This is a genomic window from Arsenicicoccus sp. UBA7492 (assembly GCF_002479615.1).
GTDB lineage: Bacteria > Actinomycetota > Actinomycetes > Actinomycetales > Dermatophilaceae > Arsenicicoccus > Arsenicicoccus bolidensis.
Genome location: NZ_DLOE01000018.1, coordinates 1 through 16,924 on the forward strand (window position 1 = coordinate 1; position 16,924 = coordinate 16,924).

The 16,924-nt window shown below is 71.9% G+C and carries 22 protein-coding genes and 2 pseudogenes; 11 read left to right on the top strand and 13 right to left on the bottom strand.

The annotated features are described in order from the left end of the window. Nucleotides 1-306: 306 nt before the first annotated feature. From B4E97_RS04660 to B4E97_RS04670, 3 genes are all read left to right on the top strand, one after another. On the top strand, nucleotides 307-1,533 hold the full coding sequence (locus B4E97_RS04660) for a multidrug effflux MFS transporter (RefSeq protein WP_286958879.1): 1,227 nt from the start codon (nucleotides 307-309) through the stop codon (nucleotides 1,531-1,533). 73 nt (nucleotides 1,534-1,606) lie between these two features. Then, the gene (locus B4E97_RS04665; protein WP_286958880.1) at nucleotides 1,607-2,218 is read left to right on the top strand and encodes a maleylpyruvate isomerase family mycothiol-dependent enzyme; all 612 of its coding nucleotides are present in this window, start codon (nucleotides 1,607-1,609) and stop codon (nucleotides 2,216-2,218) included. Between the two features lie 147 nt (nucleotides 2,219-2,365). Beyond that, on the top strand, nucleotides 2,366-2,707 hold the full coding sequence (locus tag B4E97_RS04670) for a DUF2200 domain-containing protein (RefSeq protein ID WP_286958881.1): 342 nt from the start codon (nucleotides 2,366-2,368) through the stop codon (nucleotides 2,705-2,707). Nucleotides 2,708-2,911: 204 nt separating this feature from the next. On the opposite strand, the gene B4E97_RS04675 is transcribed toward B4E97_RS04670, so the two are convergent. Next, on the bottom strand, nucleotides 2,912-3,172 hold the full coding sequence (locus tag B4E97_RS04675) for a hypothetical protein (RefSeq protein WP_286958882.1): 261 nt from the start codon (nucleotides 3,170-3,172) through the stop codon (nucleotides 2,912-2,914). A gap of 32 nt (nucleotides 3,173-3,204) precedes the next feature. Next, entirely contained in the window at nucleotides 3,205-3,834 is a 630-nt protein-coding gene (locus B4E97_RS04680; RefSeq protein ID WP_286958883.1) for a nitroreductase/quinone reductase family protein, read from the bottom strand. A gap of 20 nt (nucleotides 3,835-3,854) precedes the next feature. Between B4E97_RS04680 and B4E97_RS04685 the strand changes: the two genes are divergently transcribed. From B4E97_RS04685 to B4E97_RS04700, 4 genes are read left to right on the top strand one after another with little or no spacing between them, the layout of a single operon-like run. Continuing rightward, nucleotides 3,855-4,508 carry a TetR/AcrR family transcriptional regulator gene (locus tag B4E97_RS04685; RefSeq protein ID WP_286958884.1) on the top strand — a complete coding sequence of 218 codons (654 nt, stop codon included), beginning with the start codon at nucleotides 3,855-3,857 and terminating at the stop codon, nucleotides 4,506-4,508. A 4-nt stretch (nucleotides 4,509-4,512) separates the two neighbouring features. Further along, complete coding sequence (locus B4E97_RS04690) at nucleotides 4,513-5,334, top strand: PhzF family phenazine biosynthesis protein (protein ID WP_286958886.1); 822 nt, start codon at nucleotides 4,513-4,515, stop codon at nucleotides 5,332-5,334. After that, nucleotides 5,331-5,897, top strand: coding sequence for a putative immunity protein (locus B4E97_RS04695; protein ID WP_286958887.1), 567 nt, complete (start codon nucleotides 5,331-5,333; stop codon nucleotides 5,895-5,897). The genes B4E97_RS04690 and B4E97_RS04695 overlap by 4 nt, the downstream gene beginning before the upstream one ends. Before the next feature lie 26 nt (nucleotides 5,898-5,923). After that, on the top strand, nucleotides 5,924-6,403 hold the full coding sequence (locus B4E97_RS04700) for a putative immunity protein (RefSeq protein WP_286958888.1): 480 nt from the start codon (nucleotides 5,924-5,926) through the stop codon (nucleotides 6,401-6,403). Nucleotides 6,404-6,474: 71 nt separating this feature from the next. On the opposite strand, the pseudogene B4E97_RS04705 reads toward B4E97_RS04700, so the two are convergent. After that, a pseudogene (locus tag B4E97_RS04705) lies at nucleotides 6,475-7,881 on the bottom strand (MFS transporter); the annotation flags it as partial. On the opposite strand from B4E97_RS04705, the gene B4E97_RS04710 reads away from it, so the two are divergent. Continuing rightward, nucleotides 7,880-8,833 (top strand): LysR family transcriptional regulator, encoded by a 954-nt coding sequence (locus tag B4E97_RS04710; protein ID WP_286958889.1) that lies wholly within the window; start codon nucleotides 7,880-7,882, stop codon nucleotides 8,831-8,833. The pseudogene B4E97_RS04705 and the gene B4E97_RS04710 sit on opposite strands and share 2 nt — an antisense overlap. Nucleotides 8,834-8,861: 28 nt before the next feature. Here B4E97_RS04710 and B4E97_RS04715 read toward each other — a convergent pair whose 3' ends face one another. Further along, nucleotides 8,862-9,242, bottom strand: coding sequence for a phosphotransferase (locus tag B4E97_RS04715; protein WP_286958891.1), 381 nt, complete (start codon nucleotides 9,240-9,242; stop codon nucleotides 8,862-8,864). 144 nt (nucleotides 9,243-9,386) lie between these two features. Between B4E97_RS04715 and B4E97_RS04720 the strand changes: the two genes are divergently transcribed. Further along, nucleotides 9,387-9,788: an NUDIX domain-containing protein gene (locus B4E97_RS04720; protein WP_286958892.1), complete on the top strand. Its 402-nt coding sequence runs from the start codon at nucleotides 9,387-9,389 to the stop codon at nucleotides 9,786-9,788. Nucleotides 9,789-10,147: 359 nt separating this feature from the next. Here the strand turns inward: B4E97_RS04720 and B4E97_RS04725 are convergent, their stop codons facing one another. After that, complete coding sequence (locus B4E97_RS04725) at nucleotides 10,148-10,696, bottom strand: YciI family protein (RefSeq protein ID WP_286958893.1); 549 nt, start codon at nucleotides 10,694-10,696, stop codon at nucleotides 10,148-10,150. A 22-nt stretch (nucleotides 10,697-10,718) separates the two neighbouring features. Further along, nucleotides 10,719-11,705 (bottom strand): ABC transporter permease, encoded by a 987-nt coding sequence (locus B4E97_RS04730; RefSeq protein WP_286958894.1) that lies wholly within the window; start codon nucleotides 11,703-11,705, stop codon nucleotides 10,719-10,721. A gap of 157 nt (nucleotides 11,706-11,862) precedes the next feature. On the opposite strand from B4E97_RS04730, the gene B4E97_RS04735 reads away from it, so the two are divergent. Further along, on the top strand, nucleotides 11,863-12,477 hold the full coding sequence (locus tag B4E97_RS04735) for a TetR family transcriptional regulator (RefSeq protein WP_286958895.1): 615 nt from the start codon (nucleotides 11,863-11,865) through the stop codon (nucleotides 12,475-12,477). Nucleotides 12,478-12,549: 72 nt separating this feature from the next. On the opposite strand, the gene B4E97_RS04740 is transcribed toward B4E97_RS04735, so the two are convergent. After that, on the bottom strand, nucleotides 12,550-13,305 hold the full coding sequence (locus tag B4E97_RS04740; RefSeq protein WP_286958896.1) for a phosphotransferase: 756 nt from the start codon (nucleotides 13,303-13,305) through the stop codon (nucleotides 12,550-12,552). Continuing rightward, nucleotides 13,302-14,228, bottom strand: a complete 927-nt coding sequence (locus tag B4E97_RS04745; protein ID WP_286958897.1) for an NADP-dependent oxidoreductase — start codon at nucleotides 14,226-14,228, stop codon at nucleotides 13,302-13,304. The genes B4E97_RS04740 and B4E97_RS04745 overlap by 4 nt, the downstream gene beginning before the upstream one ends. Nucleotides 14,229-14,346: 118 nt before the next feature. Here B4E97_RS04745 and B4E97_RS04750 point away from each other — a divergent pair, with 118 nt between their 5' ends. Further along, nucleotides 14,347-14,568, top strand: a complete 222-nt coding sequence (locus B4E97_RS04750) for a type II toxin-antitoxin system Phd/YefM family antitoxin (protein ID WP_286958898.1) — start codon at nucleotides 14,347-14,349, stop codon at nucleotides 14,566-14,568. Nucleotides 14,569-14,593: 25 nt separating this feature from the next. On the opposite strand, the gene B4E97_RS04755 is transcribed toward B4E97_RS04750, so the two are convergent. The 5 genes and pseudogenes from B4E97_RS04755 to B4E97_RS18960 form a co-directional block, all read right to left on the bottom strand. Continuing rightward, the gene (locus B4E97_RS04755; protein ID WP_286958899.1) at nucleotides 14,594-14,905 is read right to left on the bottom strand and encodes a hypothetical protein; all 312 of its coding nucleotides are present in this window, start codon (nucleotides 14,903-14,905) and stop codon (nucleotides 14,594-14,596) included. Next, the gene (locus B4E97_RS18955) at nucleotides 14,902-15,303 is read right to left on the bottom strand and encodes a type II toxin-antitoxin system ParD family antitoxin (RefSeq protein ID WP_313534594.1); all 402 of its coding nucleotides are present in this window, start codon (nucleotides 15,301-15,303) and stop codon (nucleotides 14,902-14,904) included. Before B4E97_RS18955 ends, B4E97_RS04755 begins: the two co-directional genes overlap by 4 nt. A 45-nt stretch (nucleotides 15,304-15,348) precedes the next feature. Beyond that, nucleotides 15,349-15,816, bottom strand: coding sequence for a carboxymuconolactone decarboxylase family protein (locus B4E97_RS04765; RefSeq protein ID WP_019287341.1), 468 nt, complete (start codon nucleotides 15,814-15,816; stop codon nucleotides 15,349-15,351). A gap of 62 nt (nucleotides 15,817-15,878) precedes the next feature. Further along, complete coding sequence (locus tag B4E97_RS04770) at nucleotides 15,879-16,451, bottom strand: sigma factor-like helix-turn-helix DNA-binding protein (RefSeq protein WP_286958900.1); 573 nt, start codon at nucleotides 16,449-16,451, stop codon at nucleotides 15,879-15,881. Between the two features lie 143 nt (nucleotides 16,452-16,594). Then, nucleotides 16,595-16,792, bottom strand: a pseudogene (locus tag B4E97_RS18960) (sigma factor); the annotation flags it as partial. Between the last annotated feature and the right edge of the window lie 132 nt (nucleotides 16,793-16,924).

The following is a 16,924-nucleotide window of genomic DNA, read 5'->3' on the forward strand; positions in this document are numbered from 1 at the left end:
CCCCCCCGCACCCAAGCGCCCCCGCCCCGCACCCCCGCCCGTCGACCCCCGTTGCCCCACAGTCACATTCACGCCGCGCCGTCTCGCGTCGCCACACCCGTCTCACCCTGCAGCACGAGACACCCTCGCCACCCTGAGCGCCACCGCCAGCGTGAGCGCGCAGGAGCCCGCGGGTCCGAGCCGCCTCGCGGCGACCACGCCGTGACGGTGGGCTTCCGGCATACGGCCCGATCGGTGGACGACGACGAGCCACCCGGCCGATCCGCCTCACGCTGGAGGGACGACCTCGACAGGACGGACCCCCTCGTGCCCCAGGAACGACGACGCGTCACCGTGCCGCTGCTGCTCATCTTCGGAGCGCTGGCGGGGCTCTCGCCGCTCGCGACCGACATGTACCTCGCGGCCTTCCCGCAGATGTCGCGCGATCTGGCGGCGCCCGCCTCGATGATCCAGCTGACGCTGTCGGCGTTCATGGTGGGGCTGGGGGTGGGGCAGCTCGTCATCGGGCCGCTCTCGGACCAGATCGGCCGCAGGAGACCGCTGCTCGTCGGTTCGCTGGTCTGCTTCCTCGCCAGCCTCGGCTGCACGCTCGCGCCGACGGTCGAGCTCCTGGTCGCGTGTCGCTTCGTCATGGGGTTCAGCGGCGCGGCCGGGGTCGTCATCGCGCGCTCGATGATCTCCGACCTGAGCGAGGGCGACGAGACCACCCGCTTCATGAACTACATGATGATGATCACGGGGGTGTCGCCGGTGCTCGCGCCGTCCCTCGGCGGCGTCGTGCTGGCGCTGGGCGACTGGCGGCTGGTCTTCACGGTGATCACGGTCGCGACGGCGGTGCTGGCGCTGGCCGTGTTCTTCGTCGTCCCGGAGTCGCTGGCGCCCGCGGCCCGGCACTCGGGAGGTGTGCGCCAGGTCTTCACGGGGATCGCGACGATGGTCCGCCGTCCCCGATACCTCGGTTTCGCGCTGGCCGGTGTCGCCTCCTTCGGCACGCTGTTCGCCTACGTCTCCGGCTCGACCTATGTCTTGCAGAATCGCCTGGGGCTCAGCGAGACCCAGTACGTCATCGCCTTCGCCGTCAACGCCGCCGGCATGCTGCTGGCGACCGCTCTGGCCAACGCCCTGCTGCGCAGGTTCACCTCGGCCCAGATCGTCCTGTGCGCCCAGGCCGTGGTGGCGCTGTCCGCCCTGGCGCTGCTCGCCCTGTCCGTCACCGGCGTGAGCCTGGTCCCCGTGCTGGTCCTGCTCTTCGTGTGCGTCGCGGGTCAGGGGCTGATCTTTGGCAACACGTCCGCTCTCGCCCTGGACGCCGGGCGCGACCACGCCGGCACGAGCTCGGCGCTGATGGGGGCGGCGCAGTTCGCGGTCGGCGGCTTCGTCTCCCCGCTCGTGGGGCTCGGCGGCGACGAGGCCGTGCTGCCCATGGCTCTGTGCATGGCCGTCTGCGCCCTGCTCTCGCTCCTGATCTTTGCCGCCACCCACCGAGGGACGAGCGCACCGAGCCGTATGACGCCCGCCGCCGCCTCGCGGTGACCCCGCCTGCCGGGGGCGGACGGCATACGGTCGGGCCCTTGTCGCCGCCGGGCGAGGGCGTCAGGCTGGGTCCATGACCGACACCTGGGCCCTGGTCCACGCCAAGCGCCACGCTCTGATCGACGACCTGGCCACGCTGGATCCGGTTGCGTGGGAGACGGATTCGGCGGCGGAGGGGTGGACCGTCCACGACGTGGCGGCGCACCTCGTCGACAACGCCAAGGCCACGCCGCTCGGACTCGTGATGGCAATGGTGCGGGCGAGGTTCGACTTCGACCGGCAGAACGCCGACGGCATCGCCGCGGAGCGTGGCGCCACGCCCTCGCAGACGCTCGAACGGTTGCGGCACGTCGCCGACCGCACGAGCGGGCCGCCCGTCGCGCTGGCCAGCCGCCTCGTCGAGGAGATCGCGCACGGCGAGGACATCCGACGGCCACTCGGCATCGCTCGCGCCTATCCGCCCGAAGCCGTCCGCGCCGCCATCGGCTACCAGGTCAAGACGCCCGAGTCCTTCGGCGGCGCAAAGAAGCTCGCCGGCCGCGTGCGCCTCGTGGCGAACGACGCCGACCTCGCCGTGGGCCGGGGGCCAGAGGTGCACGGACCTGCGATCGAGCTGCTGATGGTCGCGAGCGGTCGCCGCTGGCGCGAGGGCTCGCTCTCCGGCCCGGGGGTACCGCTGATCTGACCCGCGTCAGCTGTTGAACCGCGTCAGCCGTCGGAGCGGGCGCCGTTCCCCACCGCATCGTCAACGGGTGGAGAAGGCCACCGACAGCGGTGGTGTTCTCCACCCGATCGCGCCGGTGCGTGGAGGGAACGGATACCCTCCGGGACCATGAGCCGCATCTTCACCACCAGCGTCGCGTCGGTCTATCCCCACTACGTCACGAAGGTGGAGAAGAAGGGGCGGACCAAGGCCGAGCTCGACCAGGTCATCCGGTGGCTGACGGGGTTCGACGATGCCGAGCTGGCCCAGCACCTGGAGTCGGGCACGACCTTCGAGGAGTTCTTCGCCGACGCCCGCCTCAACCCCAGCACGTCACTGATCAAGGGAGTGGTGTGCGGCGTCCGGGTCGAGGACGTCGAGGACCCGCTCATGCAGCAGATCCGCCACCTCGACAAGCTCGTCGACGAGCTGGCCAAGGGCAAGGCGATGGACAAGGTCCTGCGCGCCTGAGCCCGGCGCCGCTACTGGTCGAGGTTGAGCGCAGGGGTGAGACCAGCCCGCGACGGCGACAGCCCGACCGCTCACTCACCCGCAGTCGTCGCACCGTCCCGAGCTCGGCAGCTGCACGAAGTGCACGGGGCAGATCGATGCCGACTCGTCTCGCCGAGCACTGTTAGGCCCTCTGAACTGGGCGTTCGACAGGTCCACCCCTGATCATCCGCCCTCCCACTTCTCCGCCTCGTCCGGCGCGAACTCGTCTTTGAACTCCAGGTATCCGGCGGCGATCTTCATCACTCGACGACCCTGCCCGTCCACGCACCAGATGTATCCCCCCGACTGGGGCGAGACATAGCTGACGACCCCCAGGCGGTCGAGGTTCTCCTCGATGATTCGTACGTCCGTGTGGGACCACCTGTCGTTCCACACGAGCACCTGCTGACGCGTGTAGGTCTTGACCCTCTGCTCCTCCGACACGTCCGCTCCTCAGCTCGTCGGGACTCCTGCTCCTACTCTGCCCTGTAGACCGGCGCCGAGAGCCCGGCTAGCTCGACGCGGACCGACAGGAGCTCGGCCCCCAGGAATCGCACCATCGCGGCGTTGAGCCATCGCACGGGGTTCCAGCCGGCCATCCAGCGCTGACGGGCCAGGGGGTCGTCGGTGGGCTCGAGGTGGGCGATGCCGTCGACCCAGCGGCACCGCCCCGCCTCCCTCAGCCGCAGCCGCACGCGTGGGTCGGCCGCGATGTTGCGGACGTACCCGGCGCGGTGACCGTGCTCGGCCACGAGCCACACCCGGCCTCCGTCGCGCGCGACGCCCACCGGGGTCGCGCGCGCCTCCCCCGACCGCCGCCCCCGGGTCTCGAGGAGCGTGACGCCGAGCGGGTTGAGACCGAGCCGCAGCAGGGCCCGGACCAGCGGGTTGACGACCCAGCGCTGCAGCCGTCGCACGGCCGCGACCTTGAGGCCGGGGCGCAGGAGGGTCAGGACGACGTTGACGGCGCCGAGGAGGGTGACGCCGACGGGCAGCGCCACACCCGGCCAGGCGCGACGGTCCACGGCATAGATCGCCCAGGTCAGGGCGATGACGATGATCGTTCCGCTGAGGATGCCCCGCGTCATACGACCGTATGGATTCATACAACCGTATGATACGGGGCATGGAGAGGGCGTCAACCAGGACCGAACGGCTGGCCGAGGTGATGGTCGAGCTCGTCGCCGAGGGCGGCCTCGAGGCCCTCAGCGTCCGCGCCGTCGCCCAGCGCGGCGACGTGTCGATCGGGACCGTGCAGTACCACTTCCCGACCAAGGAGGCGATGCTCGAGCAGGCCTTCCGGCGGGTGGTGGGTCGGGTCTCGCAGCGAGCGCTGGCGACCCAGGAGCAGGACCCCGTCTCGCGCCTCGTCGCCACGCTGCACCAGCTGCTCCCCCTCGATGACGAGCGGCTCGTCGAGGCACGGGTGGTCATGGCCTTCTCCGCGGCGGCTGCCGTCCACCCCGGCCTGGCCGCCGTGCAGGAGGAGGTGCTGCGGGACGTCCTGGCCGCACTCGCGCGATGCTTCGCCCAGGACCGCGGCGCGACCACGACGAACGCCCACGACCAGACCAGGGCACGGGTCGCCCTCGCGACGACCGACGGCCTGGCCCTGCACGCGATCAGCGCACCCGGGACGCTGAGCCGCCGTGAGCTGAACGCCTGCGTCGACGAGCTGGTGAGCGGCCTGGTCAGCGGGCCGGTCAGCGGGCCGACCCCCGCGCCGCTCGGCGACGAGACCGGCCGGACAGGACGTGGCGACGCTCCCGGAGGACAATGACCGCATGATGCGACGGTTCCTCGAGGTCGACGTGTTCAGCTCCGGCCGGCTCACCGGCAACCCGCTCGCCGTGGTCGCCGACGCGGACGAGCTCACCACCGAGCAGATGCAGCGCCTCGCTGCGTGGACGAACTTCTCGGAGACGACCTACCTGCTGGCACCGACGGATCCGGAGGCCGACTACCGCATCCGGATCTTCACCCCCCGGCAGGAGTACCCCTTTGCCGGGCACCCGACGATCGGCTCGGCCCGCGCCTGGCTGGAGCTCGGCGGCGTCCCCAGGACGCCAGGTCGACTGATCCAGGAGTGTGCGGCGGGGCTGGTGCCGGTGCAGCTGGAGGAGGACCGGCTCGCCTTCGCGACGCCGCCGCGGACGCGCACGGGGCCGCTGCCCGACGACGACGTGACACGGATGGCAACGATGCTCGCGATCGACCCGGCCGAGATCGTCGCCCACGCCTGGGGCGTCAACGGACCCGAGTGGCGGCTGGTCCAGCTGCGCGACGCCGACGCGGTCCGCGCCCTGCGCCCCTCCGCGGATCGCGGCGGGCTGCACATCGGGGTCGTCGGACTCGAGGCCCCTGGAGGCGAGTGCGCCTACGAGGTGAGGGGTTTCGGGCCGACATACGAGGACCCGGTCACCGGCAGCCTCAACGGCGCGCTCGCGCAGTGGCTCCGCGAGCGCGGGGAGGTGCCGGAGTCGTATGTCGTCGCACAGGGCAGCCAGATCGGTCGCCGCGGACGGGTGCACGTGCACGACGACGGCGAGGACATCTGGATCGGCGGCGACACGATCGTCGTCGTCGACGGCCGGCTGGCGATGTGACGTCCTCTCGCACACCGGACTTCGAGCTCACGACGGCCGAGCTGCGAGAGGTGACCAGGTTCGCGGCGACGGCAGCCGAGCGGGCCTTGCCGATCCACGAGGCAGACCGGCCGCACGACCCGCGTCCGCGCGAGGCGCTCGACGCAGCATGGGAGTTCGCGAACGGCGCTCCTCGCTCCAGGGCGCAACGAGTGACCGGCCCGGCCGCCCACCGCTCCGCCAAAAGCGCCGGATCGGCGTCCGCAGCGCACGCGGCGATGGCCGCGGGCGATGCCGCCGCCTCTGCCTACCTCCACCCCCTCGCCGACGCCGCCCAGGTGGGGCACATCCTGCGAGCCCCGGCCCACGCCATCTGCGCGTTCCAGCAGCGTGGGGGCACGGCCTGCGACGTCGGCGGCGAACCCGTCACCGTCGAGTCGGTCGTGCGGTCCGCCACTCCCCTGCTCGTCGCGGTGCTGCGTCGTTATCCCCGGACTGGTGAGGGGAGCAGCCCCGCCGCGCGGGTCGTGCACGAGCTGGACGCCGCGCTGCGCGAACACGTAGAGGACGGTGAGAGCCCTTGATCCTCCCCCGAGTTCGCGACCCGAGCATGGTGACGACGCGCCGCGGCGGCACCCTCACCGACGAGGACCACCAGCTCCTCGCCCTGTGGGCGGCGACCTGCGCCGAGCGCGTCCTGCCCCTGTTCGAGCACGAACGGCCCGACGACCGGCGACCGCGTGAGGCCATCGAGGCGGCGCGGCGATGGGCTCGCGGCGAGGTGCCGATGATGCAGGCCCGCGCCGTCGGAGGCCACGCCATGGGGGCCGCCCGCCCGCTCACCGGCGCAGCCCGCTTCGCCGCGTATGCCGCCGGTCAGGCCGCCTGCGTCGGTCACGTCGCCGAGCACGACCTGGGGGCGGCGGCCTACGCCATCAAGGCGATTCGCGCCGCGGAGCCGCACGACCCGGACGCCGCGCGCGCCGAGCGGGACTGGCAGCGTGACCAGCTCCCGCCACAGGTGCGGCAGCTCGTCCTCGACGACCAGGCCCGCCGCGACGAGATCTGCTGGTCGGTATTCTCGGGCTGAGCCGCCGGACCGAGAGGCCCGGCTGAGCTGCCCAGGCGCCCGACCGTATGCCGCCCCGCCTGCCTCAGTGGGCGACGCCAGGCGCCTCGGCCGCCTCGACCGCGGTGCGGCCGGCGCGACCCACGGCCCAAACGGACAGCCACGCCGACCACCAGGGAGAGCACGCCCACCGCGACGATGGCGACCCCGAGTCCGCCGAAGGCCCCCGCCAGGACGAGGACGAGGATCGGGCAGACGAAGTTGCCGAGGAAGCTCGCCGAGGTCCACAGGCCCGTGCCCCGCCCGTGCTGCCCGTGGGTGAGCGGGGTGAGCGTCCAGGTCAGAAGGCTGGGCAGGAGCAGGCCGTTGCCGAAGCCCGTGACCACGGCCGCGGGCACGAGCAGCGCCACCGACGGCGCCAGCCCCATGCCCAGCAGACCCAGCCCGGACAGGACGAAGGCCAGGGGCACCGTGAAGGCGTGCCCGCGACCAGCGATGCGGGTGAAGGTGAACGACCCGGCCGCCGTCCCGACCGACGCGATGGCGCTGACCAGCCCGATCATCGGCGGCGACGTCACGCCGACCTCGACGAGGCGATAGGACAGCTGCACGATCAGCACGTAGAAGACCAGCCCGCCGAGGAAGCTCACCGCGACCGGCGCCAGGAGCAGGCTCCACCGCACCGGCGGCAAGGCCTCGTCGCCCTCCGGCACGTGGGTGGTGTTGAACAGGAACACCGCGCAGAGCACGGCCAGGACCAGGCCCACGGCATATAGCCCGAACGGGACCCGCCAGCTGGAGGCGCCCAGCGCGCCACCCAGCCCGAAGAGCACGGTGGCGGCGATCGTCGTCGTCATCACCTGATAGCCGAAGTAGCGCACGCGCTGCGCGCCGTGGAAGTAGTCGGCGAGCAGCGTCGTGCACGCGGTCATGATCACGGCCTCGCACAGGCCGACGAGGACCCGGCTGGCGACGATGAGAGGCAGCGTGGGCAGCCACAGCGGGGCGGTGCCGGCGACGGCATACAGCACCAGGGCGCCGACGAGGAGGCGCTTGCGGCCGACCCGGTCGACGACCCGGCCGGCGATCAGCGCGGTGAGCCCGACCATGAGCGCGGGGACGGTGACGACCATGGGGGCGAGCGCCTCGACGCCCGGGGTGCCGGCGAAGGCCTCCTGGATGCGGGGCAGGTTGGGCGCCATGAGCACGGCCGCGAGCACGGACATGCAGGCACAGGCCAGGAGGATGGCACCCTCGAGGGGCCCGGCGGGCCGGCCGGTGCGTGGGTTGACCACGACGGCGGGGCTGGGGGTGGCGGGCGGTGCGGACATGCTGGCTCCATTGCTCAGGCGACGAGTGGGGCAACCCTGGCGGGGAACCCGACGGGGCGGAAGCGCGACCCGGCTGGCCCTGGTATCGCGGCGGTCGATACCAGCCGAAGGGTGGACTTCCGCCGACCCCCGGCGCGGAGGACGGCCCCCGGCGGACAATGCCCACATGAAGGATGTCGACCTCAACCTGCTGCCCTCGCTGCAGGCGCTGCTCGAGCTGCGCAACGTGTCGCGGGCCGCCGAGAGGATGCATCTGAGCCAGTCGTCGATGAGCGCGTCGCTCGGCCGGCTGCGGCGCCACTTCAACGACGAGCTGCTCGTGCGCGCCGGCCGCGGCTACGAGCTGACGCAGTTCGCGGAGGCGCTGGCCCCGCGGGTGGACCGGGCCATGGCCGACGTCCAGGAGGCGCTGCAGCTGCACGCGGGCTTCGCCCCCTCCACGAGCGACCGGACGTTCGTCATCGCGGCGTCGGACTACGTGGCGTCCGTGCTGCTGCGCCACCTGCGAGCCCGGATGACGCAGGAGGCCCCCGGGATCCGCGTCGACGTGGTGCCGACCTCGCGCCCCATCAGCACGCCGCACGTCTTCAACCAGGTCGATCTCGTCATCGGCCCGATGGGCTTCGCGCTGCCGGGGGACAGCCGCGCCCTGTTCCGCGACGACTTCGTGGTGCTGCTCGACCCCGCGCACCCGCTGCTGGCGGCCGACCGGCTCACCGTCGCCGACGTCGCCGCGGCGCCCCAGGCCATCGGCGAGTTCGGCGGCAGCATCATCACCCCGCCGATGCGCTTCTTCGCCGAGGTCGACCAGGCGCCTCGCGTCGCGGCGCGGATCTCGGGGTTCCAGGCGCTGCCGTCCATCGTCGAGGGCACCGACCTCGTGGCGCTGGTGCCCCGTCGGCTCGCCGCCCGGGCCGTGCGCGACGGCCGGCTCGTGGCGATCGCCGTCGCCGACGAGCTCGAGATCCCGCTGGTGGAGGGCATGTTCTGGCATCCCCTGCAGTCCGCGGACCCCGGCAACACCTGGCTCCGCGACGTCGTCCGCCGAGCGGCCGACGCCATGGAGGACCCCACGCTCGACCTGCACCCGGTGCGGATCGAGGCAGGCACGCAGGTATGACGGATCCGCCCGCCCTGCTCCATCGCCGTCAGGGGTGGCGGACGGACCGGTCCAGCGCGGCGTAGCCGGCAGGCTCCCAGGTCGGCTTGCCGCCCGGCCGACCGAGGCGGCCATTGGCACCGACCATGATCAGTATCAACGCACGCAGCACCGCCCACCCTCTCGCGCGGGTCACGGTGGCGTCGTCAACGCGGCCGTAGGAGTCGAAGAAGCCACCAGCAGCGTTGTCGGGCAGCAGGACCCACGCGGCCGCGAGGTCACAGGCCGGGTCGCCCGCGAACATGTCGCCGAAGTCCAGCACCCCGGCCAGAGCGGGTTGCCCAGGCGGATTGCCCCCCGTCAGTCGCCTCTCGACGGTTCCCTGACGGCATCTCGCGACATCGGGGCCACTCCTGGTGGTGATAGCCACCAAGAGCAGCCCCGATCACGGGCGTGACGCTCGTCCGGTCAACGAGACCCCGCAACTCGCACGCACAACGCCCCCATCAGCGGCCACCACCTGCGGCAATGATTCGTGTGCAGGCGAGTTCCGGGCCCTGGGTAGCCTGGCCACATGTCCCACGCGCCTGACCGGATCGCCGCTGCAGCCCTGGTCCGCGACGGCAGCGTCCTGCTCGGGCACCGGCACCCGCAGCGCCGCTGGTACCCCGACTGCTGGGATCTCGTCGGCGGCCATGTCGAGACCGGCGAGACCCCGGCCGACGCGGTGGTGCGCGAATGTCTGGAGGAGCTCGGCGTCACCATCCACGACCCGGCGCCGGTGAGGATCACGATCGACGACCCGACGCTCGAGATGCACGCCTTCCTGGTGACCGGCTGGTCAGGCGAACCGGCCAACCTGGCGCTCGACGAGCACGACGCCCTGGGGTGGTTCACCGCCTCCGAGCTGCCGGACCTGCCCCTGGCCCACCCAGCCCTGCTGCCCTTCCTGCTCGGGCTGCTCATCGACCAGTGAGCCTCGACCAGACCGGCGTGAGCGCTCCACTGAGCAACCCGTTCAGGCTCGTGCTGCGAGGATCCCTTCCCCTCACGCCCTCTCGCGACATCGGGGTCACTCCTGGTGGTCATAGCCACCCAAAGCAGCCCCGATCCCGGCCGTGCACCTCGTCCGGGCAGGGGCCACGGCGCGACTCCATGCACAACGCCCCGATCCGTGGCCGCCACCTGCGGCAATGGGTCGTTGTGCATGCGAGTTCCCGAGCCTGAGCCCGCTGATCGGCCTGGCCGACGCCGAACGACGGCGGCAGATCGGGACGCGCGACGTCGGGCATGGCGCAACCGGAACGCGGATCCGCCGGCACCGCACAGGCCCTGCTAGCCCCGGCGACCACCGAACTCCCAGCCGTGCACCTCGATCCCGACATGGTCGCCGCCACCCAGCACCCCGCGGGCATCGACCCGGTCCTTGGCCGCCAGCAGCGCCGCCACGCCGAGCTCCTGACGACCGTCGTCGGAGAGCAGCGGCCCGTAGGCCACGAGATCGCCAGGAGGAGCGGCGAGCTCGCTGACGGGACGCGGCGCTCGCGCGAATCCCAGCACCAGGTAGAGGTTCTCGCTGCGGTGGTCACCGGCATACGACCACATCGTCCGCCCGAGCACGTTGTGCCAGCGCCTCACCAGCACGTCGCGAGAGGCGCCCGCCTGGTAGCCGGGCTCCTCGAAGGCGAAGGCCCACGCCGCGGCGGCATCGGGCAGGTCCACGATGTGCACGCTGCCGCTCAACGTGCCCTCCTGGTCGAAGGTCAGACCGCGCGCGATGAAGCGGCCGTCGAACCGGTCCATGTAGGACCAGTGCTCCTCGACCATGCTCACGCGAAGCTGCTCGGCGCCGACCCGGTCGCGATGGAAGCAGAAGAAGTCCATGCGCCCCAGCCTGCCCCTGAGGTCAAGCGGCAGCGGGGCGGCGGCGCGGGATCAGGGCGAGCAGGACCCCGGTCACGATCCAGGTGGCGAGCACGACCCACGCGCGGGTCGCCCCCGCACGGTCGAAGTACGCCGCCGACCGCATCGCCGTCGCGGCCGCGCCGACGGGGAGGTGCTGACCGATCTCGCCCCACGGCTGCGGCAACCATGCGGGACCGGTGGCCAGGCCCGACAGGGGGCTGGCGACGAAGAGCATCAGCACCGCACCGAGGCCGATCCCCGCGACGCCCAGCAGCGAGCCGAGGCCGACGACGGTCGCCGAGATGGCGGCGATGCCCGCAGCGACGGCGGCGGACGTGAGCCAGTAGCTGCCGTCGAGCACCCCGAAGCCGTGCTGGAGGATCGCCGTCGCCACGAGGCCGCCGAGCGCCGAGATCGCGAGGACGCCGCCGAGACGCCCAGCCGGGGAGCCGCGGTAGGCGAGGACGAGGGCGGCCGCGGACGCCATACCGCCGAAGATGAGGGGCAGTCCGAGGGTCGTCAGGGCGGCGCCGGCGGGGTCGTCCTGGGGCATGGGCGCCAGCTCGGTGTAGGTCACCTGCTGACCCCTTGCGGCCAGCTGGGCGCCGATTCCCTTGAGCAGAGCGGAGTATGGCGCACCCGCCCCGGCCGCGGTCTGGACCGTCACGCCGGTGGGTGCCACGGACAGGCCACCTATCGCCTCGCGCTCACGGATGGCGGTCGCCGCCTCCTGCGCCGTGGGATAGGTCGCGACGTCGAAGGTGCCGGGGCTGGTCTTGCCCAGCATCCCGGTGAGCTGCGCGACAGCAGGCGCGGGGCCGCTGACGGCGAGGGGCAGGTCCTTGGCGCCGGAGCTCAGCGCGGGAACGGCGAAGGCAAGGAGCATGAGGGCGATGACGGTCGGGATGCCGAGGATGGCGCCGAGCAGCACGCGTGGGTCGGCGCCCCCTCGGTGGGTGGCTGTGCGGGTGGCGGTGCTGGTGGCCATGGTGACTCCTCGATCGAGTGCGGCCGGAGCCCGGAGGTCGTATGACGACTCAGTGGTTCAGCGACCTGGATTTCCACAATCGTAGAACTCCACAATCGTGGAAGTCAACATCGGCGGATACAGTTTGGAGAAGCCACCGCAGCGAGGAGAGTGACGGATGAGCGTCGACACGAACGGCCGGACGGGCCGCCGACCCGGCCCGGTCTCCACCAAGGACGCGATCCTCGACGCCGCGCGCGACCAGTTCACCCAGCACGGCTACAAGGGGGCGACGCTGCGCGCGATCGCCGGCCAGGCCGGCGTCGATCCGGGCCTGATCAGGCACTTCTTCGGCGACAAGGAAGGGCTCTTCGCCGCATCACTGGCGCTGCCCCCGGAGGCGATGGCCGCGGTCCGCGAGTCGGCGACCGGGCCGCAGGAGGAGTGGGGCGAGCGCCTGACCCGCTCCTACCTCGGCCTCTGGGAGGACCCGGTCACCGCAGCTCCGCTCCGCGCGCTGGTGGTGTCGGCCTTCGCCAACGACCAGGCCCTGGACCAGTTCCGCGAGTTCGCGGTGGAGGCGGTGCTGCACGACATGCTTCCGCACCTCCCCGACGACCATCCCGGCCTGCGCATGGCCACCGCCATGACGCACATCGTCGGCATCGCCCTGGGCCGCTACATCCTCAAGGCTCCCCCGCTGGTCGCGCACAGCTTCGACGACCTCGTCACGATGATCGCCCCCACCGTCCAGGGCTACCTCACCGGCCCCCTCCCCGACGGCATCTCCTGACATCGGGGCCGCTCCTGGTGGTCATAGCCACCAGAAGCGGCCCCGATCTCGGACGTGCGGGCTCAACACGCCCTAGTCGACGAGGGCTGTGCGCCAATGTCGTTCGTGCGCACGGATGAACTCGACGGTGCCGTGCCAGTGCTCGCCGTGGCCCTCGGCATACATGCTGCCCCAGGGCTCGCGGCCGGTCTCGTGCGAGCTCCTGAGCAGGTCGTGCATCGCCTGGGCGCGATCGATCATGGTGGCGGGCAACGCATCTCGCAGACCGCGATCTGCGCCGTAGCCGTCGACGAACGCCGCGAGCCTCTCGGCCGACTCCGCCACGTCGGCGCCCGGGAAGAGGTGCGCGAACGCGATCGCGGCATACGCGAGGTCCCACAGGCGCGTGCTCGGGCCGGCTCCGTCCCAGTCGATGAAGACCAAGCGGTCGCCGTCGATGATCAGGTTCCAGGTCGCAAGGTCGTTGTGGCACAACAGGTCTGGTCCGTATGCCGGAAGCAGCACCGGCCAGTCGTCCGGCACCGGCAGGCCAACGCTCGCGTCGTGGATCGACCGCACGAGCCGACCCACCCGCCACACCTGGTCCGTGCCGAGCGGGGCGACGTCCATCGCCAGGGTCCCGGGCACGTAGTTCAGGACGAGCCGGCCCCGCTCGTCGCGCCCGTGCGTCGCCGGCACGTCGATGCCCCGCTCGCGCAGCGTCTCCAGGTAGCCGATGGTCCGCTCGGTGGTGGGAAGCCACGGCTTGCGGACGGTGTCGCCGACCCGGACCACGCCCTCGGTGGCGTTGCCGCCCTCGAGCCTCTCCTCCTGCTCGTCCCCCGTCACCGAGGCGACACTCCCAGGGCGGTCACGACGGTCTTGCCGGTGGCGTGACCCGACGCGACCTCCGCGACCGCTGCCGGCGCCTCGGCCAGCGGGTAGGTCGCGTGGATGACAGGTCGGAGGTCCTGCCGGGCCACGAGATCGGCCAGCTCGGCATACACCGACGCGTCCCGACGACGGGTGATGCCCGACCCGCCCAGCTCGGTCGCGAGCGCCGGCGAGGCCGAGCTCCGGATCGCCGACGGGTGCTTGGCCAGGGCGGCGGCCTGCCGCAGCGTGTCCCCGCCGACGGCGTCCACCACGGCGTCGACACCCTCGGCCGCGAGCTCCGCCACGACCTCGGCCCAGCCATCCCCGGACTCGACGTGCTCCGCGCCCGCGCTCGCGACGAGCTCGGCCTTGGCCGCGCTCGCCACCCCGATGACGCGGGCCCCGAGGTGCGCGGCGAGCTGCGCGGCGTGCACGCCCACCCCTCCCCCGGCTCCGAGCACCAGGACCGCGCCACCCGTCCCGACCCCCAGCTCGCCGAGGGCATCCCACGCCGTCCCGATGGCGACGGGGATGCAGGCGGCCTGCTCCGCCTCGACCCCGTCGGGGAGGCGCGCCGTCTGGTCGAGCTCGAGCAGGACGAGACCGCCGAGAGCGCCGAATCCCGAGGCGCACGAACCGAAGACGAGCTCGCCCTCGCGGAAGCGGCCCGACGGGTCCTCGACCACCGTGCCCGCGGCCTCGCGCCCCATGGCCATCGGGAAGCGCACCTCGACCTTGCCCTGGCGCTGCCCGCTGCGGACCTTGATGTCGGCGGGGTTGAGCCCGGCGGCCCGCAGACGGACGAGCACCGCGCCCGGCGTCACCACCAGGTCCGGCACGTCCAGGAAGCGCTCGACCTCGGGCCCGCCATACTCCGTGAATCCGTAGATGCGCATCAGCTCTCCTCCACCTCGATGTCCGCAGCCAAACGTGCTCGCAGTCTCCTCCTGCGGCGCGCCACACTCCACAGCAGCGCCTGTTGACCCTCGAGCAGCGGTGGCTCAGATTGGGTCCGTGCGCAACCACACGGAGCAGTACCTCAGGGCCCACCTCGGGCAGGCACTCGACGAGGTGCAAGCTGGCGACGAGGTCACGATCCTGAGGGACGAGCGACCCGTGGCCCGCATGGTCCCTGCGGCCGCGCCGGCACCACGGACGTTCGGGATGATGCGGTTCGAGGTGCCGGACGACTTCGACGCTCCGCCGACGCAGGCGGAGCTGGCAGCGTGGGAGTGACCGCCGCCAGCGCAGATCTGCGCATCTACTCACCTTCCAGCAGAGACTCGAAGTCCTGCCCACCAAAGAAGATGCCGAGGACGGTGACGTTGCGCAGTCGGTCATCGACCACGTAGGCCACGAGGACGCCCTTCTTGTAGCTGGACGTCCGTAGTCCCGGTCGCAGATCGCTCCTGGATGTGCCGCCGTGCGGCAGCACCCCCAGCCCCTCGCAATAGGCGATCACCGCCGTGAGGTACGCGTCGACGACCGGCGGGTGAGCCACCCGCACGAGGTGGCGCTCAAGGGCCATGAGCTGGTCAAGCGCATCGGGGTCGAACGAGACGCCGTAGTTCACCGGCCGCGGGCCTGGGCCATCCGGTGCCGCACCTCGTCTGCAGACATTGCTCGGGAGGGGTCAGCACGAAGCCCGTCGTACGCAGGCAACACCGAGTCCCGCAACCACGACTCCACCGCGCGGTCACGTGCAGCGAGCGCGCGGAGGCCTTCACGCACCACCTCGCTCTCCGAGGCGTAGTCCCCCGAGCGCACTCGAGCCCGCACCATGTCCGCCATCTCGAGCGGCAAGGTCACGCTCATCTGTCGTGTCGTTCGCATCGGGCCCCCTCGTGAGTAGGACTCAATCCTACTTCGCACGTCGAGATACGGAAGGTCTGCTGGGACGCAAGACACTCGTCGCCGCGGGTGCCTGATCAGCGCACCGGGGCGCACCGGGGCGCACCGCACCCCCGGCATCCGTTGATGTCGGGGATGTCGGGGGCTTGCACTCCACGCGGTGAGTCAGGCGAACTGGCCGACCTCGTAGTGACCGCCCTGCTGGCGGGTGATGACGTTGAAGCGGTTGAAGGTGTTGATGAGCGCGATCTGGGCGACCAGGGCACCGAGCGTCGACTCGTCGAAGTGGTGGGCGGCATACGACCAGGTCTCGTCGCTGACGCCCGTGCTGTCGGCGAGGCGGGTGCCCTCCTCCGTGAGCGCCAGTGCGGCGCGCTCCTGCTCGGTGAAGACGGTGGTCTCGCGCCAGGCCCCCACGAGGTTGACGCGCAGCGGGGTCTCGCCGGCGTGGAGCGCCTCCTTGACGTGCATGTCGAGGCAGGCGCCGCAGCCGTTGATCTGGCTGGCGCGGATGTTGACCAGCTCGGCGACGCGCTCGGGCAGCGCTCCGCTCGCGGCGCGGCCGGCCGAGATGACGTGCGGGAGGATGGTCATGAGGGTGTCGTGGGCAAAGGGGTTGAGTCGGGCTTCCATCACGTTCTCCTTGGTTGCGGTGATACCCGTATGACGGCGGCCCGGCCACAGACGTAACACCGTCACCCCGCCGGAGGACGGTCCCGCACACCGGCCGCCAGGACCCGGGCGCGGTCGTTGACCGACACGATCTCCACGATCAGCCCGTCCACGACCGTGCACCCCACGACGCCGAAGGCCCTGCCGTCCTTGCTCCGGAACACCACGCCCGGCAGGCCGTTGACGATCGCCTCCCAGGCCATCGCCGCGCCGCGGGCGCCGCGCTCGGCGACGGTCGCGACCTCCGTGGCGCCGATGCGCACGCTAGATCCGCGCGGGTTGTCGATGCGCAGGGTGACGTTCGGGTCCAGGACCGCGAGCAGCCCGTCGAAGTCGCCCTCCCGCGCAGCCATGAGGAAGGCCGCGACGACGGCGCGCCCCTCACGCCCGTGGCCCGGGTCCGCCGGTCTCCCCCGGACCTTGCGCCGGGCCCGGCTGGCCAGCATCTTGGTGGCGTCCGTCGACCGGCCGAGGATCTGACCGATGTCGGCGAACGGCACGGCGAACATGTCGTGCAGCACGAACGCCAGCCGCTCGGCCGGGGTGAGCGTCTGCAGCACCACGAGCATCGCCAGCCCGACGGACTCCGCGAGCACGGCCTCCTCCTCGGGGGCCGGGCTCCCGTCCTCGACCACGACCAGCTCGGGGGTCTTTCGTCGTATGCCGTCGCGCCCCGGCTCGCACGGGACCGCAGCACGTCGATGCAGACACGACCGACGACGGTGGTCAGCCAGCCCGCGAGGTTGTCGATGCTGTCCACGTCCTGGCGCGACAGCCGCAACCACGCCTCCTGCAGGGCGTCCTCGGCGTCGGTCCGCGACCCGAGCATCCGCACGGCGACGGCCTCGAGCCGACCCCGGTGTGCCTCGAAGGCCGCGGCGAGGACGTCAGCGTCTCCGTCGCTGCCTCCGTCTCCACCTCCGGTCAGACCGTCCATGGTGACCACCTTCCTCCGTCGGTGTCGTCATGGGAATGACGGCCGGCACCGCCCTGACGTAACGCGCGTCCGCCGCCATTCGCGCACGAGCTGACCCGACGGGTCATTTCTGGTCGCCTAGGCCCGCGTCTG

What these genes read in the sequence shown, in the direction of transcription:
- B4E97_RS04665 (WP_286958880.1), top strand. Translation starts at nt 1,607, where the DNA reads ATGACCGACACCTGGGCCCTGGTCCACGCCAAGCGCCACGCTCTGATC.
- B4E97_RS04670 (WP_286958881.1), top strand. Translation starts at nt 2,366, where the DNA reads ATGAGCCGCATCTTCACCACCAGCGTCGCGTCGGTCTATCCCCACTAC.
- B4E97_RS04680 (WP_286958883.1), bottom strand. Translation starts at nt 3,834, where the DNA reads ATGAATCCATACGGTCGTATGACGCGGGGCATCCTCAGCGGAACGATC.
- B4E97_RS04685 (WP_286958884.1), top strand. Translation starts at nt 3,855, where the DNA reads ATGGAGAGGGCGTCAACCAGGACCGAACGGCTGGCCGAGGTGATGGTC.
- B4E97_RS04690 (WP_286958886.1), top strand. Translation starts at nt 4,513, where the DNA reads ATGATGCGACGGTTCCTCGAGGTCGACGTGTTCAGCTCCGGCCGGCTC.
- B4E97_RS04700 (WP_286958888.1), top strand. Translation starts at nt 5,924, where the DNA reads ATGGTGACGACGCGCCGCGGCGGCACCCTCACCGACGAGGACCACCAG.
- B4E97_RS04710 (WP_286958889.1), top strand. Translation starts at nt 7,880, where the DNA reads ATGAAGGATGTCGACCTCAACCTGCTGCCCTCGCTGCAGGCGCTGCTC.
- B4E97_RS04720 (WP_286958892.1), top strand. Translation starts at nt 9,387, where the DNA reads ATGTCCCACGCGCCTGACCGGATCGCCGCTGCAGCCCTGGTCCGCGAC.
- B4E97_RS04725 (WP_286958893.1), bottom strand. Translation starts at nt 10,696, where the DNA reads ATGGACTTCTTCTGCTTCCATCGCGACCGGGTCGGCGCCGAGCAGCTT.
- B4E97_RS04730 (WP_286958894.1), bottom strand. Translation starts at nt 11,705, where the DNA reads ATGGCCACCAGCACCGCCACCCGCACAGCCACCCACCGAGGGGGCGCC.
- B4E97_RS04735 (WP_286958895.1), top strand. Translation starts at nt 11,863, where the DNA reads ATGAGCGTCGACACGAACGGCCGGACGGGCCGCCGACCCGGCCCGGTC.
- B4E97_RS04745 (WP_286958897.1), bottom strand. Translation starts at nt 14,228, where the DNA reads ATGCGCATCTACGGATTCACGGAGTATGGCGGGCCCGAGGTCGAGCGC.
- B4E97_RS18955 (WP_313534594.1), bottom strand. Translation starts at nt 15,303, where the DNA reads ATGCCGGGGGTGCGGTGCGCCCCGGTGCGCCCCGGTGCGCTGATCAGG.
- B4E97_RS04765 (WP_019287341.1), bottom strand. Translation starts at nt 15,816, where the DNA reads ATGGAAGCCCGACTCAACCCCTTTGCCCACGACACCCTCATGACCATC.